The sequence below is a fragment of the Geodermatophilus sp. SYSU D00708 genome (genome assembly GCF_054050115.1).
This window is the reverse complement of record NZ_JBJGYS010000022.1, coordinates 39,995-58,910: the sequence shown is the minus strand read 5'-3', so window position 1 is coordinate 58,910 and position 18,916 is coordinate 39,995. Positions and strand designations below refer to the sequence as shown.

Here is an 18,916-nt window from a genome sequence, read left to right as displayed (position 1 = left end):
CCGCTCAGCCGGTCGCGGCGGCGTCGGCGGGCGCGACGCCGGTGTTCATGACCTCCAGGATCGTGTGCGCGTCGAGGTGCCGCCCGGTCAGCCGGGCACAGACGCGCCCGTCGTAGAACACGACGACCTCGTCGCAGACAGCCGCCAGTTCCCGCGGGTCGGACGACGCGACGATCTGCACCGCCCCGCGGTCGGACAGCCCGCGCAGCAGGTTGTAGATCTCCGCCTTGGCGCCGACGTCGATGCCCCGCGTCGGGTCGTCGAGCAGCAGGACCGACGGCGCGGCCTCCAGCCACTTGGCGAACACGACCTTCTGCTGGTTGCCGCCGGAGAGCATGCCGACCTCCTGGTCGACCGACGGCGTCTTGATGCCCAGCCGCGCGACGTGCTCGCGGGCCCGTTCACGCAGCCGCGCGGCGCGGACGATCGCGCCGTCCCGGCGCAGCGCCACCGACCCGACCTGGCCGACGTTGTCCCAGATGGGCTTGTCGAGCATGACCCCGAAGCGCTTGCGGTCCCCGGACACGATCGCGACGCCCTGGCTGATCGCCCCGCGGATGCTCGGCTTGAGCGGCGCGCCGTCGGGGAGGAAGACCCGCCCGTCGTCCGGCCGGAGCACCCCGGCGGCGACGCTGAGGACGGCGCGGTGCCCGGAGCCGGCCACCCCCGCCAGCCCGACGACGCGGCCGCACGGGACGGCGAGGTCCACCTCCCGCAACTGCCCGCGGACGGTCACCCCCTCCAGCCGCAGCGCCGGCCCCTCCTCGTCGATGGCCTGCCCCTGGTGCGAGCGCTCCTCGACGATGGCCGCCACCTTGTCGCCGAGCATGTGCGCGACGATCCGGTCGACGGTCAGCGTGTGCGCCGGTGCGGCGGCCACCGCGATCCGGCCGTCCCGCATGATCGTGACCTCGTCGCTCACCGCGAGCACGTCCTCGAGGTGGTGCGACACGTAGACGACGGCGACGTCGCGGTCCCGCAGCCGCCGCACCACGTCGTGCAGCCGGTCGGCCTCCTCGGCGTGCAGGGCCGAGGTGGGCTCGTCGAGGATCAGCACCCGCGGGTCGGTCACCAGCGCCCGGGCGATCTCCAGGAGCTGGCGCTGGTCGAGCGGCAGGTGCTCGACCGGGTCCTCGAGCCCGACGTCCAGCCCGAGCTCGGCCAGCACCGGCCGGGCCCGCTCGGCCATCCGGCGGCGGTCCACCAGCGGGCCCCGGCGCATCTCCCGCATCGGGAACAGGTTGGACAGCACGTCCAGGTCGGGGAACAGGCTCAGTTCCTGCGACACCACCGCGATGCCCTGGTCGACGGCATCGGCCGTCGTCCCGGGCCGCAGCTCGCGCCCGTCGAGGCGCAGGGCACCCGCGTCCGGCCGGATCGCGCCGACGAGGACCTTGATCAGCGTCGACTTGCCCGCACCGTTCTCCCCCAGGAGGGCGTGCACGCTGCCGGGGCGGATGGTGAGGTCCACCCCGGCGAGCGCGACGACGCCGCCGTACGCCTTGCGGATGCCCTGCGCCTCAAGCACGACTAGTTCGCCTCTTCCAGGGGCTTGATCGGCGGGTTGGCGAGCTGCTCGTCGATGATGTCGCTGTAGTACTCGCGCTTGTTCTCGTTCGACTCCTGGCGGGCCTGGATGTCGGCGACGTTCTCCTGGGTGACCAGCTCCGCGGTGCTCACCCACCAGCCCTCGAACAGCTCCCGCTCGCCCAGGGCGTTCTCGATGAGCAGCCGGGTGGCCAGGTAGCCCTTGAGGAAGTGCTGCGGGTCGGCGGCGGCGAAGTTCGTGCCGTCGGCCACGGCCTCCAGCCCGGCCTCGTTGAGGTCGAACGCGCCGGTCAGGTAGCGACCCCCGCTGTCCCGGTTGATCCGGGCCAGGGAGGCGAGGGCGGCGTCGCCGGCGTCGAGGAACACCGAGGCGTCGCTGTTGGCCGAGACCAGGTTGTTCCAGGTGCTGAAGTTCGCCGTCGGGTCCGGGGCGCTGGCCACCGGGCCGACGACCTGGAAGCCCGACATGTCCTGCTCGAAGGCCTGCTTCATGCCCAGGGCCCGGTTGTCCAGCGCGGGCACGCCGGGGATGGGGCTGGCGACGACGGCCGAGCCGGTGGTGGTCCCGACCTCCTGCAGGCGGCGGATCGCCTCCTCGGCCAGCATCGACCCGGCCGCGACGTTGTCGTTGCCCAGGTAGCTGGTCACGTTCGAGCCGGGCAGCGGAGCGGTGTCGACGGCCAGGACGGGGATGCCCTGCTGCACCGCGCGGGCCTCGGGCCGGACCAGCAGGTCGGGGGTGAGCGTCATGATCGCGATGCCGTCGGTGGCGGTGCGCATCGCGTCCTCCACCATCTTGACCTGCGCCGGCCCGTCGAGCTTGGTGGGCGCGATCGCCTGGACGTCGACGCCGAACTCCTCGCCGGCGGCCTCGGCACCGGCCAGCATCTCCTGCGAGAAGTTCTGGCTGCCGTCGGCGGCGATGAAGGCGATGTTGAGGTCCTCGGCCGCGGCGGCGTCAGCACCGCCACCGCCGCCGCCGTCGTTGCCGCCACAGGCGGCGACGAGCACGACCATGGCCGTGGCGAGCAGCGCGGGACCGGTGCGGCCGGTCCCGCCCGAACGTGTGCGCACGATGTTCCTCCTGGGGGATGGTGCCCGGGTCCGGGCAGGGTGGGGACGCCCCAGACGGGTGGAGCGAGGGGCTCGCCTGGGTGATCGGGGACGGACGCCCGGGGAGGCGCCGGGTGCTACAGCGAGGGGGCGCTGGCGCGCGCGGCCGTTCGTCGACGGCGGACGACGCTGTCGAGGGAGACCGCGGCGAGGATGACCGCGCCGGTGGCGAACTGGTTCCAGTTGATCGGGACGCTGAAGTAGGCCAGGCCGCTGGCGACGACGCCGAGCAGGACCGCCCCCAGCGCCGCGCCCACGATGGTCGCCTTGCCACCGGCCAGCGAGGTGCCGCCGATGACGGCGGCGGCGATGGCCAGCAGCTCGTAGCCGCTGCCGGTGTTGGGGTCCGAGGCGCCCAGGTAGCCGATGGTGAGCACCCCGGCGAGTCCGCCGAGCGCGCCGCTGAGCACGAAGGCCTGCATCCGGACGCGGTTGACCGGGATGCCGCTGAACGCGGCGGCCTCGGGGTTGGACCCGATGGACCGGACCCGGTAGCCGAACGGCGTGGCCCGCAGGACGACGGTGAGCACCAGCGCCACCAGGACCAGGACGATCCCGGGGACCGGGACGCCGGCGACGTCGCCACCGACCACCTGCGAGAACGAGTCGTCGACCGGCGGGCCCAGCACCTGGGTGCCCTCGCTGAGCGCGAGGGTGAGGCCGCGGAACATGGCCAGCGTCGCCAGGGTCGCGACGATCGACGGCAGCTTGAAGTACTGGATGAGCAGCGCGTTGAACAGGCCCAGCAGCCCGCCGACCACGATGGCCAGCAGCGCGCTCAGCCACGAGTTCAGCCCGCTCTGCACGAACATCGCGCAGGCCAGCGCCGTGAGCGCGTAGATGGAGCCGACCGACAGGTCCAGCTCCCGCATCGCCAGCAGGAACGCCATGCCGCAGGCCAGGATCCCGATGTAGGTGGCCTGGTTCAGGATCGCCATCAGCTGGTCGAACTGCAGGAACCGCGGGTAGAACACCCCGATCGCGATGACCAGCACGACCGTGGCGATGAGCACCCCGAGGTACTCCTGCGAGAGCACCGTCCGGCCCGCACGGCGCAGTGAGCCGTCCCCGCCGGACCGCCCCGGAGGGGGTCCGGGCTCGGTGCCGGCGGCCGGCTGCGACGAGACCGCGGCCTCGCTCATCGGCGCGGGTCGGCCGAGAGCGGCCGGTCGTTGGCGACGTCCACGTGGTTCTCCTCCGTCGTCCCCGGGTGGGGCGGTCCCCGCCCGCACCGCGGGCCGGGCTCGGGTGCCCGATCTGTCGTTCGCAGAGCGAACACCTGTCCGCTGTTGACGCAGGACCTTGAGCGAGCCCCGGAGTGTTGTCAAGCACACGTGTGAGACGCGTCTCGCTTTCGTTATCGAGGCTTCACCAGGGGCGAAACGGGTCGCGCGAACCGGACAGCGGGCACGCGATCGGGATAGCCAGGTCGGCCGTTCGGCCCTACCTTCCGCGGGTCAGCCGGGGGCCGGACCGCCTACCGGACAGCTGCCCGGGAGGCGATGACGTGGCCGACTACAACCCGTTCGCCAGTGGCGTGGACCCCGCTCCGACGACGCGGAAGGTGCGCCGCCTGGTCACCGGCCTCGACGCCGAGGGTCGCTCCACGATCGTGATGGAGGACGTCGGGCGGCACGCCGCCGCCGGTCACGGGGTGCCGACCTACGTGGCCACCCAGCTGTGGCGGACCGAGGACTCCCCCGCGGACAACACCGGCCCGCTGCGCGACCCCTACGACACGGACCAGCCGCTCAGCGTCGGGCCGCCGCAGCGGGGCACGATCTTCCGTACGCTCGAGCTCCCGCCGGACCGGGAGTGGCGGTTCGACGCCGACGGCAACGAGATCCGCCCGCTGGCGTTCCACACCACCCGCTCCATCGACTACGCGATCGTGCTCAGCGGTGAGATCTGGGCGGTCCTGGACGCCACCGAGGTCCGGATGACCGCCGGCGACGTCCTCGTGCAGCGCGGCACCGCGCACGCCTGGTCCAACCGGTCCGACGAGCCGTGCCTGCTGGCCTTCGTGCTGGTCGGCGGCAACCTCCCCGACGAGGCCTGAGCCGCAGGTCAGCCGGCGCGGGTCCGGGAGGGCAGCTCTCCGAACCGGGCGCGGTAGGCGGCCGAGAACCGGCCGAGGTGGGTGAACCCGCACGAGAGCGCCACCTCGGTGACGCTCTCGTCCCCCACCGCCAGCCGCCGGCGCACCTCGTCGAGTCGCACGTCGCGCAGGTAGGTCATCGGCGAGACGCCGAACGCGGCGCCGAAGGCCTCCTGGAGCCGGCGCGTGCTCGACCCGGCCGCGGCTGCCACGTCGGTCACCGTCAGCGGCTCGGCGAAGTGGTCGTGGATGAACTCCTGCGCCCGCCGGACGGTGCGCGGCCGCAGCGGGCTCGCGACGTCGGCCAGGGCGGTCGAGTAGTTGTGCGGCTGCGCGGCCAGCAGGCCGGCCACCAGCGTGCGGACCTGCCGCCGGCGCACGTGCGGGGAGTCCATCAGCCCGGGCCGGTCCAGCTCGGCCAGGGTGAACTGGACCAGCGAGAGCCAGGAGCGGCCGGCGCCGGAGCGCAGGTCGAAGGCGGCCGTCCACCGGACCGGGCCGGGAACGGGGCGCCCGAGCATGCCCTCCAGCTCGCTCTCGACGAGCGCGCGGCTGAGCTTCATCCCGACCAGGTCGCTGCCGGCTCGGGCCCGCAGCTCGTGCCGCTCCCCCGCACCGTGCACCGCGGCCGACCCCGGCTGCACGAGCACCTCGTCGCGACCGCTGACCGCGACCACCGAACCGGAGAGCACGAGGTTGACGTGGTAGGTGGTCGTCCCCTGGTCCGGGGTCACCTGCACACCGCCGCCCGGGCGGATGTAGCCGAAGGTGAAGTCCGGCTCGTGCAGCGCGTGCAGCAGCGAGGGGGCCGGGAACCGTCCGGCCGCCTCCGGTCGCACCCTCGCCGGGTAGTAGACGGCGTTGAGCCGGGCGGTGAACTCGGAGACGTCACTCGAGCGGCACAGCGGGAAGCGCTGCAACGGCGGTGCCGAGGTCATCGGGCCCCTTGCGACGTGGCGGTGGACACAGTGGCGACCCACGGTAGATGGCCGTTCCACGCTGCGACAGGTCCGGCCGCCGAGGCCGGCTCGTGTCGCCCGGTCGTGTCATCGCGTGCGGGGAACAACTGGGCAGCGGACCCGGTTACCCTGTCTGCACAACTACACAGGGGGTGAATGGTCTCGACTTCGGTCGGGTGGCCAGGGGAAGCGAGCCGAGGAAGCCGACGATGAGCTCGTTAACCACGCGTCGGAAACCAATCAAGCGCCGACTCCAGTCAGCGCGACTTCGCCCTCGCTGCCTGAGCAGCGTAGGCGGGTCTGTCAGCCCGGGTTCGTCATCGACCCGGATCCTGGCATCAGCTAGATGACTCACCGTGCGTGCCGGTCGCGGGCGCGCACGGGACACCGCACAGCGACTGGGCCCGTCACATCGACTTGTTCGTGGGATCGATGGGGCCGAGCAGAGACGGAGCGGACTGCGCTCGGAGAAGCCCTGGACATGCGTCGAAGGACGCGGGTTCGATTCCCGCCACCTCCACCCACCCCGGGGTCTGGCGACGTGCCACACCCACAGTTGGACGGAAGCCGGGGCCACCGCGAACAGCGGTGGCCCCGGCTTCCGTCGTCTCGGGCTGCGGTCGTGCCGTGTCGTCGAGGACAGGACGTGCGCGCGTGCGGCTGCCGGACGGCCCAGCCCGCATGACCGTGAGGCAGAGGCCGGGCGCCGTACGCCGGCCTCTGCAGCCTCGCGAGCGCAGGGAGTCAGGACGACGCGAGCACCACCGTCTCGTCCGTACGGGCGGGCAGACCGTCCGGTGGGGCCGGAACTACCATCGTCTTCCTCGCCGTCCGAGGAGGACGCCGTGTCGCTGGCGCCAGGAGACGTGTTCGCCGGGTACACCGTGCTCCGGCAGCTGGGGCAGGGCGGCATGGGCGCGGTCTACCTCGCCCAGCACCCCCGGATGCCGCGGTTCGTCGCGCTGAAGCTGCTCCGCGCCGAGCTCTGCGCCGACCCGGACTTCGCCCGGCGGTTCGAGCACGAGGTCGAGACCCTCGCCGGACTGTCCCACCCCCACATCGTCTCGATCCTCGACCGCGGCCAGCACGACGGGCAGCTGTGGCTGAGCATGCAGTACGTCGACGGGGTCGACGGCGAGACGGCGCTCCAGGCCGCCGGCGGCCTCCTGCCCGCCGACCGGGTCCTGCACGTCGTCACCGGGGTCGCCGCGGCGCTGGACCACGCGCACAAGCGCAACCTCGTGCACCGCGACGTCAAACCGGCCAACGTGCTGCTCACCGCACCCGGCGACGACGAGGCCGAGTGGGTGTTCCTGACCGACTTCGGCATCGCCAAGTCGCTGGACGCCGACACGCAGCTGACCCGCACCGGCGACGTGGTCGCCACGTTGGAGTACGCCTCCCCGGAGCAGATCGAGGCCGCGCCCCTGGATGCGCGCTCCGACGTGTACTCGCTGGGCTGCGTCGCCCACCGGATGCTGACCGGCAGCGTCCCGTTCCCCGGCGGGTCGGTCACCGCCAAGATGCGCGGGCACCTGCTGCTGCCCCCACCGCGCCCGACCGACCTCGTGCCGTGGCTGGCGCCGGCGGTGGACGACGTCGTGACCCAGGCGATGGCGAAGGACCCCGCACAGCGGTTCCCGACGTGCCGGGCGCTCGCCGCGGCGCTCGCGGACGCGATCGACGCCTTCCCCGCACCTCCGCCCCCTCCGTACCGGGTGCAGCTGAGGCGCACCGGGTCGGGCCCGCCGTCGACCGTGGGGCCGATGAGCAGCGACGAACTGGCGACGGCCGAGAGCGAGCGTCTCGCCGACCTGGTCCGCAGGACCCGGTTCTTCGACCTCCCCGAGTCGCTGGTCGACCTCCCCTCCGCTCCGGCCGGCTCGTCGCCCGCACCCGCGACCGTGACCATCGAGATCGTCTCCCGCGACCGCGTCCGGCGGGTGGTCCTCGACCCGGCCGGCCCTGGACGCCCGCAGGCGATGGTCGACCTGCTGGCGACGCTGGAGGCCGCCGGTCCGCCACCGCCGACCGAGCCGACCACCCGGGCACGAGTGCGGGCGCCGGCGCTGTCACCCGGCCCGTCCACCACCGGCCGAACGGTCGTCGACGCCCGCACCGCGCCAGTGACGGCCGGCGCGCCCGCGCACCCCACCGGAGCGCACCGGGCCCCGACCCTGGCTGGGGGGCCGGTCTCCGTCCCTTTCCCGCGGCCCGCGGCGCCGGACCTGCCCCTGCTGTCGACGTCCCCGGGGGACGCCGGGTCGCTCGGGTGGACCGCAGCGGCGCCGACGATGCTGCGCGGCCACGAGGCAGGAGGCTCCCTGGACGAGGGGGTGCGGTGCGTGGCGTTCTCCCCCGACGGGGGGCTGCTGGCCGCCAACGGCGACGACGAGACCGTGGAGCTGTGGGACCCGCGGACCGGCGAACACCTGCGCACCCTCACCGGCCACGGCAGCTGGGTCCACACCGTCGCGTTCTCCCCCGACGGGCGACTGCTCGCCACCGGCAGCGACGACCGGACCGTGCGGCTGTGGGACCCGCAGACCGGCGAGCAGTCGGGCGCCCTCACCGGGCACGGCAGCTGGGTCCACACCGTCGCGTTCTCCCCCGACGGGCGGCTGCTGGCCACCGGCAGCGACGACGAGACCGTGCGGCTGTGGGACCCGCGGACGGGTGAGCAGCTACGGGTCCTCACCGGTCCCCAGCACTCGGTCGCGGCGGTGGCGTTCTCCCCGGACGGACGGCTGCTCGCCGTCGGCAGTCGCGACAAGGCCGTCCTGCTGTGGGAGCCGCAGAGCGGCAAGCGGTGGACCCCCCGGAGCGGCAAGGGCCTGCACACCCGAACCGGCCACGCGAACGGGGTCAGGACGGTGGCGTTCTCCCCCGACGGACGGCTGCTCGCCACCGGCGGTGGCGACGAGGCCGTGCGGCTGTGGAACCCGCGGACGGGCAAGCGCGTGCACGCCCTCAGCAGCCACACGAACGGGGTCAGGACGGTGGCGTTCTCCCCCGACGGGCGACTGCTGGCCACCGGTGGCCACGACGAGGCCGTGCGGCTGTGGGACCCGGGGACCGGCGAACAGGTGGGTGCCCTCACCGGCCACCGGGAGTGGGTGGCGGCGGTGGCGTTCTCCCCCGACGGGCGGCTGTTCGCCACCGGCTGCGAGGACGGTGGGGTCCGGGTGTGGCACGGGAGCTGACCTCCGCAGGCGCGGGGTGACCACGGCCCCCGGCACCGGCCGGCCTGCGGGTGCGGTCGGGCGCGCCGGCGGCCGCTGCGCCGGCTCAGCGACGTCGCGAGTAGTACAGGACGGCGTTGCCCCCCGGATGGGTCTGCACCTGATCCAGCTCGAACCGGGTGGGGGCGAACCGGTCGCCGAAGGCCGTGCGACCCGCGCCGGCGACGACCGGGTAGTACTTGACCACCAGGCGGTCGATCTCGTCGAGGAGCTGACCGGCCAGTCGCCCGCCCCCGGCGAGGTAGACGTCGAACCCGGTCTCCTCCTGCTTGAGCGCGCGCACGGCGGCGACCGGGTCGTCGCGCACGACGGTCACGCGCGGGTCCCGTGACTCGAGCGTGCGGGACACCACGAACTGGCGCAGGTGGGCGTACGGGCTGGTCACCCCGAGCTGCAGGGCCGGCTCGTAGGTGCGCCGGCCCATGACGACGGTGTCGAAGCGCCGGTTGAGCGTCGCGTCGATGCCCAGGTGCCGGCGGACGTGCGTGGGCAGCGCGTCGGCGAACTCCGTGGCCATCCACTGCTGGTACGGCTCCGACGCCGGGTAGAAGTCGACCTGGTCATCGGGCCCGGCGATGAAGCCGTCGAGCGAGAGCCCGATGTAGTAGACGAGATCCCGCACGCCGTCCCCTCCCTCCGCACCGAGGCCGTCCTGCGGCGCGGTTCGCGGGTCCCGGAGCCGGCCGGACCCGGGAGCTCCCCGCGCCGGCTCCTCACGGGGCTCCGGTGTGCCCCGGGTCCTCGGCGCCGTCGCCGGGAGGCGTGGCCGGGACCGGCGCGCCGGGGGCGGCTCCCTGGTCGCCGCCTCCGCGGTCGTCGTCCTGCCGGTCCCTGCCCTTCACGTCGTCGCTGCGCGGGTGGTCCGAGGCGCTCTGTCGGTCCTGCATCGCACACCTGCCCGGGTCGCGATCTGCTGACGCGGCGCAGTCCTACCCTGCCGGCCACTCCGCCACGCCCCTCCTCGGCTCGCGCGCACGGCCACCCCGATGTGTACGGTCGTTCTCATGAGCCTCCGGTCCGCGATCCCCGGCACCGGGACGAGCGGCACGCGACCGAACCGATCACCGTCGGCGACGACCGTCGTCCGCGCGCCGGCGGCGACCGGCCGGTGAGCGCCGCTCCCGCCCCCGCGCGGCGGGCCCGCCGGTACGACCCGGGACGGCGCGACCGGCTGGTGGACACCACGCTCGACGTCATCGCCGAGCAGGGCGTCGCCGCCGCCACGCACCGGGCCATCGCCCGCGCCGCCGACGTCCCCCTGGGGTCGCTGACCTACCACTTCGCCTCGCTGACCGACCTGCTGGCCGCGGCGTTCACCCGGCACGTCGACACCGTCGCGGCCCGCTTCGACGAGCGCATGCGCGCCGCGCCCGACCGGGCCGCGGCGCTCGAGGCGCTGGTCGAGCACCTGACCGGCGACCTGCTCGGCTCCCCCCGCGACCTGGTGCTCGCCGTCGAGCTCTACGTCGCCGCGGCCCGGAACCCGGCGCTGCGTGCGGTCACCCAGGACTGGATGTCCCGCAGCCGCCGCAGCCTGGAGCGCCACCTCGACCCGGTGACCGCGCGGGAGGTCGACGCGCTGGTCGAGGGGCTGGTCCTGCACAGCGCCCTGTCCACCGACCCGATGGACACCGCCCAGATCCGCTCCGCCCTCTCCCGGCTCGCCGGCTGACACACCGACAGGACACCGTGGACACACCCACGCTCGACGCCGCGCGCCTGCGCCGTGCCCGCGGCGCCGTCGCCGCCTGCTTCTTCCTCAACGCCGTCTTCTACGCCGGCCTCGTCCCGCGGCTGCCGGAGGTCAAGGCGCAGCTCGGGCTGAGCAGCACCGCCTTCGGCACGGCGCTGGCGGCGCTGCCGCTGGGCGCGCTGCTGGCCGGCCTGTCCTCCGCCGCGCTGATCCGCCGGTTCGGCTCGGGCCGGGTCGCCTCCTACGGCCTGGTGCTGCTCGGCGTCACCGTGTGGACGGTGTCGGTGGCCCCCAACTGGTTCCGCCTCGCCGCGGCGCTGCTGGTGGCCGGCGCGCTGGACGCGATCATCGACGTCGCCCAGAACGCACACGGGCTGCGCGTGCAGCGCCTCTACGAGCGCTCGATCCTCAACGCCTTCCACGGCATCTGGAGCATCGGCGCGGTCGCCGGCGGGCTGCTCGGCTCGGCCGCGGCCGGGCTCGGCGTGCCGCTCGTCGTCCACCTCGCCGCCTCGGCCGTCGTCTTCGGCGCCGTCGCGCTGGTCGCCTCGCGGGCGATGCTGCCCGGCCGGGACGAGCCCGCGCCGGCCGCCGACGAGCACCCCCGGGAGCGGCCGCGCCGGCGAGCCGCCGTCCCGGCGCTCGCGGTGCTCGGCGTGCTGGCCGCCTGCGGGGCGTTCGTCGAGGACGCCGGGTCCTCGTGGAGCGCGCTCTACCTGCGCACCGAGCTCACCGCCGGCGCGGCCACCGCCGGGCTGGGCTTCGTCGCGCTGTCGGTGGCGATGACCGTCGGACGGCTGACCGGCGACCGCGTCGTCGACCGGTTCGGCCAGCGCCGGGTGGCCCGGGCCGGGGGTGCGCTCACCGCGGCGGGGATGGGCCTGGCCCTGGCGTGGCCGTCGGTGCCGAGCACGCTGGCCGGCTTCGCCCTGGCCGGGCTCGGCGTCGCCACCCTCATCCCGGCCGTGTACCAGGCGGCCGACGAGCTGCCCGGACTGCCGCACGGGCTCGGGCTGGCGGCGATCAACTGGCTGCTGCGGATCGGCTTCCTCGTCTCGCCGCCGCTGATCGGCGCGCTGGCGGACGCCACCAGCCTGCGGGTCGCCCTGCTCACGGTGGTGCTCGCCGGGATCGGCACGCTGGTGCTCGGCCGGGCACTGCCGGGCCGGCGGGCCGCGGGCCGGCCCGCCGGCTGACCCGCCGGCCCCGCCGGCCCGGGAGCCCGGGCCCGTCGTCGAGGTCACCCGGGCGGCATTTCCTGCCGCCGTCGGTGACTACCCCCGGGCCCGCGGGGTACGTCAGGTCCCTACGGGCGACCCCGCCGTTCGCGACCCGGCTGATCGACCTGTCGCCGGCGTCCTACCTGCGGCCAGCAGAGCTGGGAGCGCAGTCATGAGGACCGGTGCCGCGCACGGTCAGGTCGGGAACTTCCACGAGGCCGGGTTCTACCGCTCCGACCCGGAGTTCCTGGCGCTGATCGTGCCGTTCGTGACCGAGGGGGTGGCCGCCGGCGAGCCGGTCGTCCTCGGGTACGACTCCCGCAAGAGCGACCTGATCCGGGCGGCGCTGCCCCGGCTGGACGGGGTCACCTTCATCGTCGACCAGAGCCTCTACGCCTCCCCCGCGCGCGCCATCGAGGCGTACCGGCAGCAGTTCGAGCAGCACCTGGCGACCGGCGCCGGGCAGGTCCGGATCGCCGGCGACGTCCCGCACGAGGGCAACGGCGGGCGGTTCGACGGCTGGGACCGGTACGAGTCCGCCGTCAACACCGTCTGGCAGGACTACCCCGTGTGGAGCCGCTGCCTGTACGACGCCACCACCGTGGCCGACGACGTGCGCGACGTCGTCGAGCGCACCCACCGCCGCCTCGTCACCGCGGACGGCGGCGCCAGCGCCAGCGCCCGCTACCAGGACGTCGCCGAGTACGCGTGCCTGCCGCCGACGGCCGACGCGCTGGAGGCGACCACCCCGGCCCTCCGGCTCACCAACGTCTCGCTCAAGCAGGTCCGGCGCCGCGTCGCGGCCGCCGCATCGGGGCGGATCAGCGCCACCGCGCGCGACGACCTGCTGTTCGCCCTGTCCGAGGCCGTCGTCAACGCGGAGCTGTACGGCCGGCCACCCACCACCGTCCAGGTCTGGACGGGACCGGATCGGGTCGTCGTCCACGTGCACGACACCGGCCCCGGCCCGGCCGACCCCCTGACCGGGCTCGTCCCCGTGCCCGACAGCGCGACCGGTGCCGGTCTGGGCCTGTGGCTCAGCCACCAGCTCGACGACGTGGACATCGCCCTCATCGCCGCCGACGGCTTCACCGTGCGGCTGCGCAGCGGTCCGCTGCCCGCCCCGGCCGAGGGCACTGCGCCCACCGTCGCGCTCCGCACCGGCACGCCGCACGGGGTCGCGCCCGGCCCGGGCAGCGTGCACGTGGTCGACGGGGACGACTCCTCGCTCTGCGGCCTCGTCGACGCGGAGGTCCTCGTCCCGCTCGACGGCTCGCCCTGGTCCGAGGTGCCCCTCGACCATCGCTGCCCACCGTGCCAGCTCCTCGCGCCCGGCGACGACGGCCTCGGGCCGCCGTGACCCGGGGGCCTCAGACGCCGGTCGCGCCGTCGATGCGCTCGCGGATGAGGTCGGCGTGGCCGGCGTGCCGGGCGTACTCGGCGACCAGGTGGTTGTAGATCCACCGCAGCGTGACCTGCCCGCCCATGAACGGGCTGGTCCGGTCCAGGTCGCGCCCGGCGCAGTTGGCCCGGCTCCGCGCGACCTCCTCCTCCCAGACGGCACGGGCGGTGGCCAGCGAGGCATCCGGGGCCAGGTCGAAGCCGCCGTCCGGGCCGTCGGGGTCGGCGGACGGGTCATGGATGGGCGGGACCCGCTCCCCCAGCAGCACCCGCCGGAACCAGTTCCGCTCGACCTCGGCCATGTGCTGCACGAGCCCGAGGAGGGTCAGCGGCGACGGCGGCACGGAGGGCGTCCGCAGCTGCTCGTCGGGGAGGCCCTCGCACTTGCCGATCAGCGTGGCCCGGTAGAAGTCCAGCCAGCCCTCCAGCGTCGCCCGCTCGTCGGCCTGGAGCGGCGGCATGCCGCGCTCGGTCGTCGTCATGGCCGCGATGGTGTCAGGCCGACGGGGCTGACCTGCGGCACCGAGGCGAGCGCGCCGTGAACCGGGCCCGGCCCGGTCGTCCGAGCCGGTTCGCTCGCCCGCGTCGGCGCCGGGGCCCCGCCCGTGCTCCCGCCGGTCCGGTGCGGGCGGGTCTCGATGGCCCAGCCGCACCGCTTCGGAAGTATCGGTTCCGAAACGATTGATCACTAACAGTTCCGCAATAAATACGCTCCGTCCGCGCCTCCGTCCCGAGGCGATCCTTCCCCGCCGCGGACTGGAGCCTCCCCGTGCGTGTACTCACCCGGACGTGCCTGCTGGCCGTCCCCGCCCTCGTCGCCAGCGTGCTCGGTGCCTCACCGGCACAGGCGCTGCCCGCGGACGCCGTCCCCCTCTTCCCCGCGGAGCCCAGCGCCACCGGGATCCTGGACGTGCCGCTCGTCCACACCGCCGCAGGCCTCGTCTACCGCAGCTCGACCGACCGTGGCATCTACGTCCAGCCGACCGGGGCCGAGACCGTCGAGCCGACCACCTTCGGCTGGCCGGACCCTCCGGGCGACGTCCTGACGGCGGGCTACCCGTCGGACACCGTCTCGTGGCGAACGATCGCCGATCCCACGGCGCACACGACGCCGGTGCCCGAGGGCGCGTCCTACCTGGCCCCGACGGCCACCGGCTACGTCGCCGCACGGAGCAGCGACAGCGGCGACTCCTACGAACTGGTGGCGGTGGACCTCCTCCACGAGGGGACGACGACCGTGTTCGGCACCTCCGCCACCTCGTTCACCGACTCCCAGCTCCTCGTCGGACCGCGCGGCGTCGCCCTGCGGCCCTGGCCGCAGGACCCCGATCAGGAGCCCGGCCCCTTCGTCTACTTCCCCTTCGAGGGGCAGGGGCCCGGACAACCGACCGCCCCGGCGAAGGCGAACGACTGCGCCCTGAGCAGCGCGGCGCTCTACTGTCTGGTCGACACCGGAGCCCAGCAGCAGTTGACCCGGCTCCCGCTCACCGGCGGCCCGGGCGTCACCGTCGACGCCGACGTCGCCATGGACCCGTCCAGGTTGGTCCCGATGACTGACGGCGTCGCCTTCCTCTCGGAGGACGACGCGACCGCCCGCTACACGCTCTCCATCTGGAAGGACGCCGCCGCCGCTCCCGCGCTGCGCCTCGGCGCGGATTTCCGGCTCTCCGGGGAGCTGGCCCGCAGCACCGATCCGGCGCAGGCGGTCGTGGTCTCCCGCGGCGGCCCGGTGGGCCAGGCCGGCATCTGGGCCGTGCCGGCCGACGGGGGGCAGCCCACGCAGGTCCGGGTGGCGGATGCGGCGCCGCGGACGGCCCTCGACCTCGCGGTCGCTCCCGGGCAGGTGATGTGGGCGGACAACGCGACGGCCGACGGCAGCGTCTGGCGGAGCGACCTCACCCCGAGCGCCGACGGCCCGACGCCGGGCACCCCGCAGCGGGTCACGAGCAGCACCGTGCCGGGCAGGACACTGCTCGGCGTCAGCGGGAACCGGTCGACCTACACCGTCGAGAGCAGCAGCGGCCGCCCGCAGCTGGTGCTCTCCGACGCCGGCACGGCGCAGGTGGTCCCCGGGAACGCCGACCGGGCGAACCTCTCCGGCGACCGACTGCTCGTGCACGCCGTGGACGTCGCCTCCCCGACGGCGGCCTGGAGCATCCGCGACCTGCGGACGGCGACGCCGACCGTGCTGCCCGACGCGCTCGACTACGACCTGTGGGGCGAGCGCCTGGCTCGCCTCGACCGGGACGGCTCGGTCTGGGTGACGGATCTGCGCACCGGTGGGGACTGGACGCAGGTCCGGGTGAAGAGCACCGCCTCGTCCGTGGAGGGCTCCGTGCAGATCGCCGGCGACGTCGTCGCCTGGAGCCTGACCCACGAGGAGCCCGGCCCGCCGGAGGTCCGGATGCGCGACGTCGTCACGATGGAACCGGCCGTCCCCCTGGACCTGTACGAGCTGCACGACCTCTCCACCGGCTACGCGCTGGGACTGGGCTGTGACTCGGGCTTCTGCGACGAAGCCTGGGTCGCTCTGGCCACCGGCACGATGACCCAGCTCGAGGCCGGTGGGGCGGTGATCGACGGCAACACGGTCGTCGCCACCGACTTCGACGGACGGCCGGCGGTGTTCGCCCTGCCGGCGTACGAGGACCGGCCGCGGCTGCTCGCCTCTCCCGGGACGGCGGCGACCCTCCCGGCCGGTGGCACCTGGACCGCGCGGGTGGTCACCTCGCGGGTGCTGACCTCCTGCGAGGTGCGGATCAGCAACGCCGCCGGGCAGGTCGTGCGCACCCTGGACTGCGGTTCCCCGCACGCCGCGGCGACCGTCACCTGGGACGGCACGGACGGCGCCGGGGCCGCGGTGCCCTTCGGCACCTACACCTGGCTGCTCGCCGGCGGCACCGACGGCGCAGGGCTCGTGGACTACGACGGGACGACGACCGAGCTGTCCGGCACCGTGAGGTTCGGGGACACCACGGTGCCCGCCGTCGTGACCACCACACCCGCTGCCAACGCGACGGCAGTGGCCGTGACCGGCACGGTGACTGCGTCCTTCAACGAGGACGTGACGGGCGTGACCGGGGCGACCTTCACGCTGGAGCGCGCGGCCGACCCCGTCACCGCGGCGGTCAGCTACGCCCCGGACACCCGGGTGGCCACGCTGGACCCGGCCGCGAGCCTGGCGGCGGACACGAAGTACACCGCCACCCTCACCTCCGGGATCACGGACACGGCCGGCAACCCGCTCGCGACGCGGACCTGGACGTTCACCACCGGACCGGCGCCGACGGCGACCACCACCGGCCCACTGACCAACGCGACCTCCGTCGCGGTGGCCGGCAACGTCACGGCGACCTTCAACGAGGCGGTGACCGGCCTCAGCGGCACCACGTTCGTGCTCAAGGACCCGGCCGGCCGGGCCGTGACGGCGGCGGTCGGCTACAACCCGACCACCCGGGTGGCCACGCTGAACCCGGCCGCCAACCTGGCGGCCGACGCGAAGTACACCGCCACCCTCACCTCCGGGATCACGGACACCGCCGGCAACCCGCTCGCCACCCGCAGCTGGACGTTCACCACCGGCCCGGCGCCGACGGTGAAGACGACCGGCCCGGCCACCAACGCGACCGCGGTCGCCGTGGCCGGCAACGTGACGGCGACCTTCAGCGAGGCGGTGACCGGCGTCAGCGGCACCACGTTCGTGCTCAGGGACCGGGCCGGCAAGCCCGTCCCGGCGGTCGTCGGCTACACCAACGGGGTCGCCACGCTGAACCCGAAGGCGAACCTGGCCGCCGACACCAGGTACACCGCGACGCTGACCGCCGGGATCCGCGACCGGGTCGGCAACCCGCTGGCCACCCGCAGCTGGACGTTCACAACCGGCCCCGCGCCCACCGCGGTGGTCGGCCCGGCGGCCAACACGGCGAACGTGGCCCGCGGCGCCAACGTCACCGCCCGCTTCAGCGAGCCGGTCACCGGCGTCGGCACCGCCACCGTGGTGCTGCGCAGCCCGACCGGCGCCACCGTCCCCGCCCGGGTCACCTACGACAAGGCCCGGCGCACCGTCACGCTCAACCCCAGCGCGACGCTGGCCGCCCGGACGAAGTACACCGTCACCCTCACCGGCGGGACCACAGCCATCCGCGACGCGGCCGGCAACCCGCTGGCCACCACGCGATGGAGCTTCACCACCGGCACGCGCTGATCCGACGCGCGAGGGCCGGGCCGCCACCGTGGCGGCCCGGCCCTCGTGCGTTCAGCGGCCGAGGTCGGCGGTCAGGGCGCGCACGACGCGATCGACCGGGCGCCGGCCTCACATGGTCAGCCGGTGGCCCACGCCCGTGCGGCAGGCGGCCGCGAAGACCAGGCCGGCGGCCGCGGCGTCCTGCACCGCCACGCCGACGGACTTGTACAGGGTGAGCTGGTCGGGGGTCGTCCGCCCGGGCCGCCGTTCCTCGACCAGCTCGCCGATCTCGACGACGTCGTCGGGCAGCAGCAGGCCGCGGCCGAGGGGGTCGGCGAGGTCGTTGCTGCCGACCGGATAGGCCGCCAGCGCGGTCTCCCGGTGCTCGACCGCCACGAGGGCGTCGGCGACGGTGTCGTCGTCCACCTCGCGGCCGGTCGCGGTGAAGCCGACCGAGGTCACGTGCGTGCCCGGGTCGAGCCACTCCCGCCGCACGACCGGCTCCTCAGCCGCGGTGGCGGCGCACACCAGCCCGGCGCCGCGCGTGGCGTCGGCCCACGAGGGCACCGCCCGGGCCGGCAGGCCCGCCGCGCGCAGCTCGGCGGCGAGCGCCTCGGCCCGCTCCGGGTGCCGCCCGGCGACGCGCACGTCCTCGAGGTCCCGGACGGCGCCGACGGCCAGCGCGTGCGCCCGGGCCTGGACGCCGGTGCCCAGCACGGCCAGGACGGCGGCGTCGGGCCGGGCCAGGAGCCGCACCGAGAGGGCGGAACAGGCCGCGGTCCGGGCCGCGGTGATCGCGTTGCCGTCCATCAGCGCGCACGGCGTCCCGGTCTCCGGGTCGAACAGCCCGATCAGCGCCTGGTGCGTGGGGGTCCGGGGGTCGGCGTTGCCCGGGAACACCGAGAGCACCTTGACCGCCAGCCACCCGAGCGTCGGGCTGTAGCCCGGCATCGCCGCCAGGAGGCCCCGGTCGTCGACGCGCGCGGCCACGCGCGGCGGGACCGAGGCCCGCCCGGCCGAGAGGTCGGCCATCGCCGTCGCCAGGGCGTCGACCAGGTCACCCACGTCGAGCAGCTGCTCGACGTCCCGCCGTCGCAGGAGGAGCACCGCCCGATGCTGCGCGCGCGGGGGCGGGCCGGTCAACGGCCGGCGCCGACGCAGTTTCCGGCCCGTTGCCCGGATCGCCGCCCCACCCGTCGGGATGACGTTCCTGTTGCGCCGCTGGAGTGTCGCGGCTCCGGTGCCGACCCTGCTCGCAAGTGGACGAGAGGAGCTGGTCGTGCGGAGCATGGCGTGCAGGGCGGTGGCCCAGGCCTCACTGGCGGCGGCGACCGCGTCGCTGGACGACGAGCAGCCGTGGCCGCTGCTGCTGGTCGCGGGGTGGCTGACCACGGCGGCCGACCTCACCCTCCAGGCCACCGAGGCCGACGCCGTCCTGGCCTGAGCGGACCCGTCGCGG

Annotated in this window: 15 protein-coding genes and 1 other RNA gene; 8 read left to right on the top strand and 8 right to left on the bottom strand. The window is 74.7% G+C overall.

What is annotated here, in order from left to right; translation table 11 throughout:
* Positions 1-4 precede the first annotated feature (4 nt).
* The 3 genes from ACI79D_RS17885 to ACI79D_RS17875 form a co-directional block, all read right to left on the bottom strand.
* Positions 5-1,528 (bottom strand): sugar ABC transporter ATP-binding protein, encoded by a 1,524-nt coding sequence (locus ACI79D_RS17885; RefSeq protein WP_456919807.1) that lies wholly within the window; start codon positions 1,526-1,528, stop codon positions 5-7.
* Between the two features lie 2 nt (positions 1,529-1,530).
* The gene (locus ACI79D_RS17880; RefSeq protein WP_456919805.1) at positions 1,531-2,622 is read right to left on the bottom strand and encodes a sugar ABC transporter substrate-binding protein; all 1,092 of its coding nucleotides are present in this window, start codon (positions 2,620-2,622) and stop codon (positions 1,531-1,533) included.
* Positions 2,623-2,738: 116 nt separating this feature from the next.
* Entirely contained in the window at positions 2,739-3,803 is a 1,065-nt protein-coding gene (locus tag ACI79D_RS17875) for an ABC transporter permease (protein WP_456919804.1), read from the bottom strand.
* A gap of 365 nt (positions 3,804-4,168) precedes the next feature.
* Between ACI79D_RS17875 and ACI79D_RS17870 the strand changes: the two genes are divergently transcribed.
* Entirely contained in the window at positions 4,169-4,720 is a 552-nt protein-coding gene (locus ACI79D_RS17870; protein ID WP_456919802.1) for a cupin domain-containing protein, read from the top strand.
* An 8-nt stretch (positions 4,721-4,728) separates the two neighbouring features.
* On the opposite strand, the gene ACI79D_RS17865 is transcribed toward ACI79D_RS17870, so the two are convergent.
* Positions 4,729-5,697: an AraC family transcriptional regulator gene (locus tag ACI79D_RS17865; RefSeq protein WP_456919801.1), complete on the bottom strand. Its 969-nt coding sequence runs from the start codon at positions 5,695-5,697 to the stop codon at positions 4,729-4,731.
* A gap of 169 nt (positions 5,698-5,866) precedes the next feature.
* Between ACI79D_RS17865 and ssrA the strand changes: the two genes are divergently transcribed.
* Both ssrA and ACI79D_RS17855 read left to right on the top strand, forming a co-directional pair.
* Positions 5,867-6,241, top strand: a transfer-messenger RNA (tmRNA) gene (ssrA, locus tag ACI79D_RS17860).
* Positions 6,242-6,563: 322 nt separating this feature from the next.
* Positions 6,564-8,921, top strand: a complete 2,358-nt coding sequence (locus ACI79D_RS17855) for a WD40 repeat domain-containing serine/threonine protein kinase (RefSeq protein WP_456919799.1) — start codon at positions 6,564-6,566, stop codon at positions 8,919-8,921.
* 85 nt (positions 8,922-9,006) lie between these two features.
* Here ACI79D_RS17855 and ACI79D_RS17850 read toward each other — a convergent pair whose 3' ends face one another.
* On the bottom strand, positions 9,007-9,582 hold the full coding sequence (locus ACI79D_RS17850) for a dihydrofolate reductase family protein (protein WP_456919798.1): 576 nt from the start codon (positions 9,580-9,582) through the stop codon (positions 9,007-9,009).
* A 91-nt stretch (positions 9,583-9,673) separates the two neighbouring features.
* Positions 9,674-9,847 (bottom strand): hypothetical protein, encoded by a 174-nt coding sequence (locus ACI79D_RS17845; protein WP_456919797.1) that lies wholly within the window; start codon positions 9,845-9,847, stop codon positions 9,674-9,676.
* A gap of 221 nt (positions 9,848-10,068) precedes the next feature.
* Here ACI79D_RS17845 and ACI79D_RS17840 point away from each other — a divergent pair, with 221 nt between their 5' ends.
* From ACI79D_RS17840 to ACI79D_RS17830, 3 genes are all read left to right on the top strand, one after another.
* Positions 10,069-10,632: a TetR/AcrR family transcriptional regulator gene (locus ACI79D_RS17840; protein WP_456919795.1), complete on the top strand. Its 564-nt coding sequence runs from the start codon at positions 10,069-10,071 to the stop codon at positions 10,630-10,632.
* A gap of 17 nt (positions 10,633-10,649) precedes the next feature.
* Positions 10,650-11,849 (top strand): MFS transporter, encoded by a 1,200-nt coding sequence (locus ACI79D_RS17835; protein WP_456919794.1) that lies wholly within the window; start codon positions 10,650-10,652, stop codon positions 11,847-11,849.
* 196 nt (positions 11,850-12,045) lie between these two features.
* Positions 12,046-13,233: an anti-sigma factor RsbA family regulatory protein gene (locus ACI79D_RS17830; RefSeq protein WP_456919793.1), complete on the top strand. Its 1,188-nt coding sequence runs from the start codon at positions 12,046-12,048 to the stop codon at positions 13,231-13,233.
* Between the two features lie 10 nt (positions 13,234-13,243).
* On the opposite strand, the gene ACI79D_RS17825 is transcribed toward ACI79D_RS17830, so the two are convergent.
* Positions 13,244-13,756, bottom strand: coding sequence for a DinB family protein (locus ACI79D_RS17825; protein WP_456919792.1), 513 nt, complete (start codon positions 13,754-13,756; stop codon positions 13,244-13,246).
* 287 nt (positions 13,757-14,043) lie between these two features.
* Between ACI79D_RS17825 and ACI79D_RS17820 the strand changes: the two genes are divergently transcribed.
* Positions 14,044-17,478, top strand: coding sequence for an Ig-like domain-containing protein (locus ACI79D_RS17820; protein WP_456919790.1), 3,435 nt, complete (start codon positions 14,044-14,046; stop codon positions 17,476-17,478).
* Positions 17,479-17,586: 108 nt separating this feature from the next.
* Here the strand turns inward: ACI79D_RS17820 and ACI79D_RS17815 are convergent, their stop codons facing one another.
* Positions 17,587-18,564 (bottom strand): ornithine cyclodeaminase family protein, encoded by a 978-nt coding sequence (locus ACI79D_RS17815; protein ID WP_456919789.1) that lies wholly within the window; start codon positions 18,562-18,564, stop codon positions 17,587-17,589.
* 181 nt (positions 18,565-18,745) lie between these two features.
* Here ACI79D_RS17815 and ACI79D_RS17810 point away from each other — a divergent pair, with 181 nt between their 5' ends.
* Positions 18,746-18,901: a hypothetical protein gene (locus ACI79D_RS17810; RefSeq protein WP_456919787.1), complete on the top strand. Its 156-nt coding sequence runs from the start codon at positions 18,746-18,748 to the stop codon at positions 18,899-18,901.
* The last annotated feature ends 15 nt before the right edge of the window (positions 18,902-18,916 follow it).

What these genes read in the sequence shown, in the direction of transcription:
- ACI79D_RS17825 (WP_456919792.1), bottom strand. Translation starts at nt 13,756, where the DNA reads ATGACGACGACCGAGCGCGGCATGCCGCCGCTCCAGGCCGACGAGCGG.
- ACI79D_RS17845 (WP_456919797.1), bottom strand. Translation starts at nt 9,847, where the DNA reads ATGCAGGACCGACAGAGCGCCTCGGACCACCCGCGCAGCGACGACGTG.
- ACI79D_RS17830 (WP_456919793.1), top strand. Translation starts at nt 12,046, where the DNA reads ATGAGGACCGGTGCCGCGCACGGTCAGGTCGGGAACTTCCACGAGGCC.
- ACI79D_RS17810 (WP_456919787.1), top strand. Translation starts at nt 18,746, where the DNA reads ATGGCGTGCAGGGCGGTGGCCCAGGCCTCACTGGCGGCGGCGACCGCG.
- ACI79D_RS17865 (WP_456919801.1), bottom strand. Translation starts at nt 5,697, where the DNA reads ATGACCTCGGCACCGCCGTTGCAGCGCTTCCCGCTGTGCCGCTCGAGT.
- ACI79D_RS17875 (WP_456919804.1), bottom strand. Translation starts at nt 3,803, where the DNA reads ATGAGCGAGGCCGCGGTCTCGTCGCAGCCGGCCGCCGGCACCGAGCCC.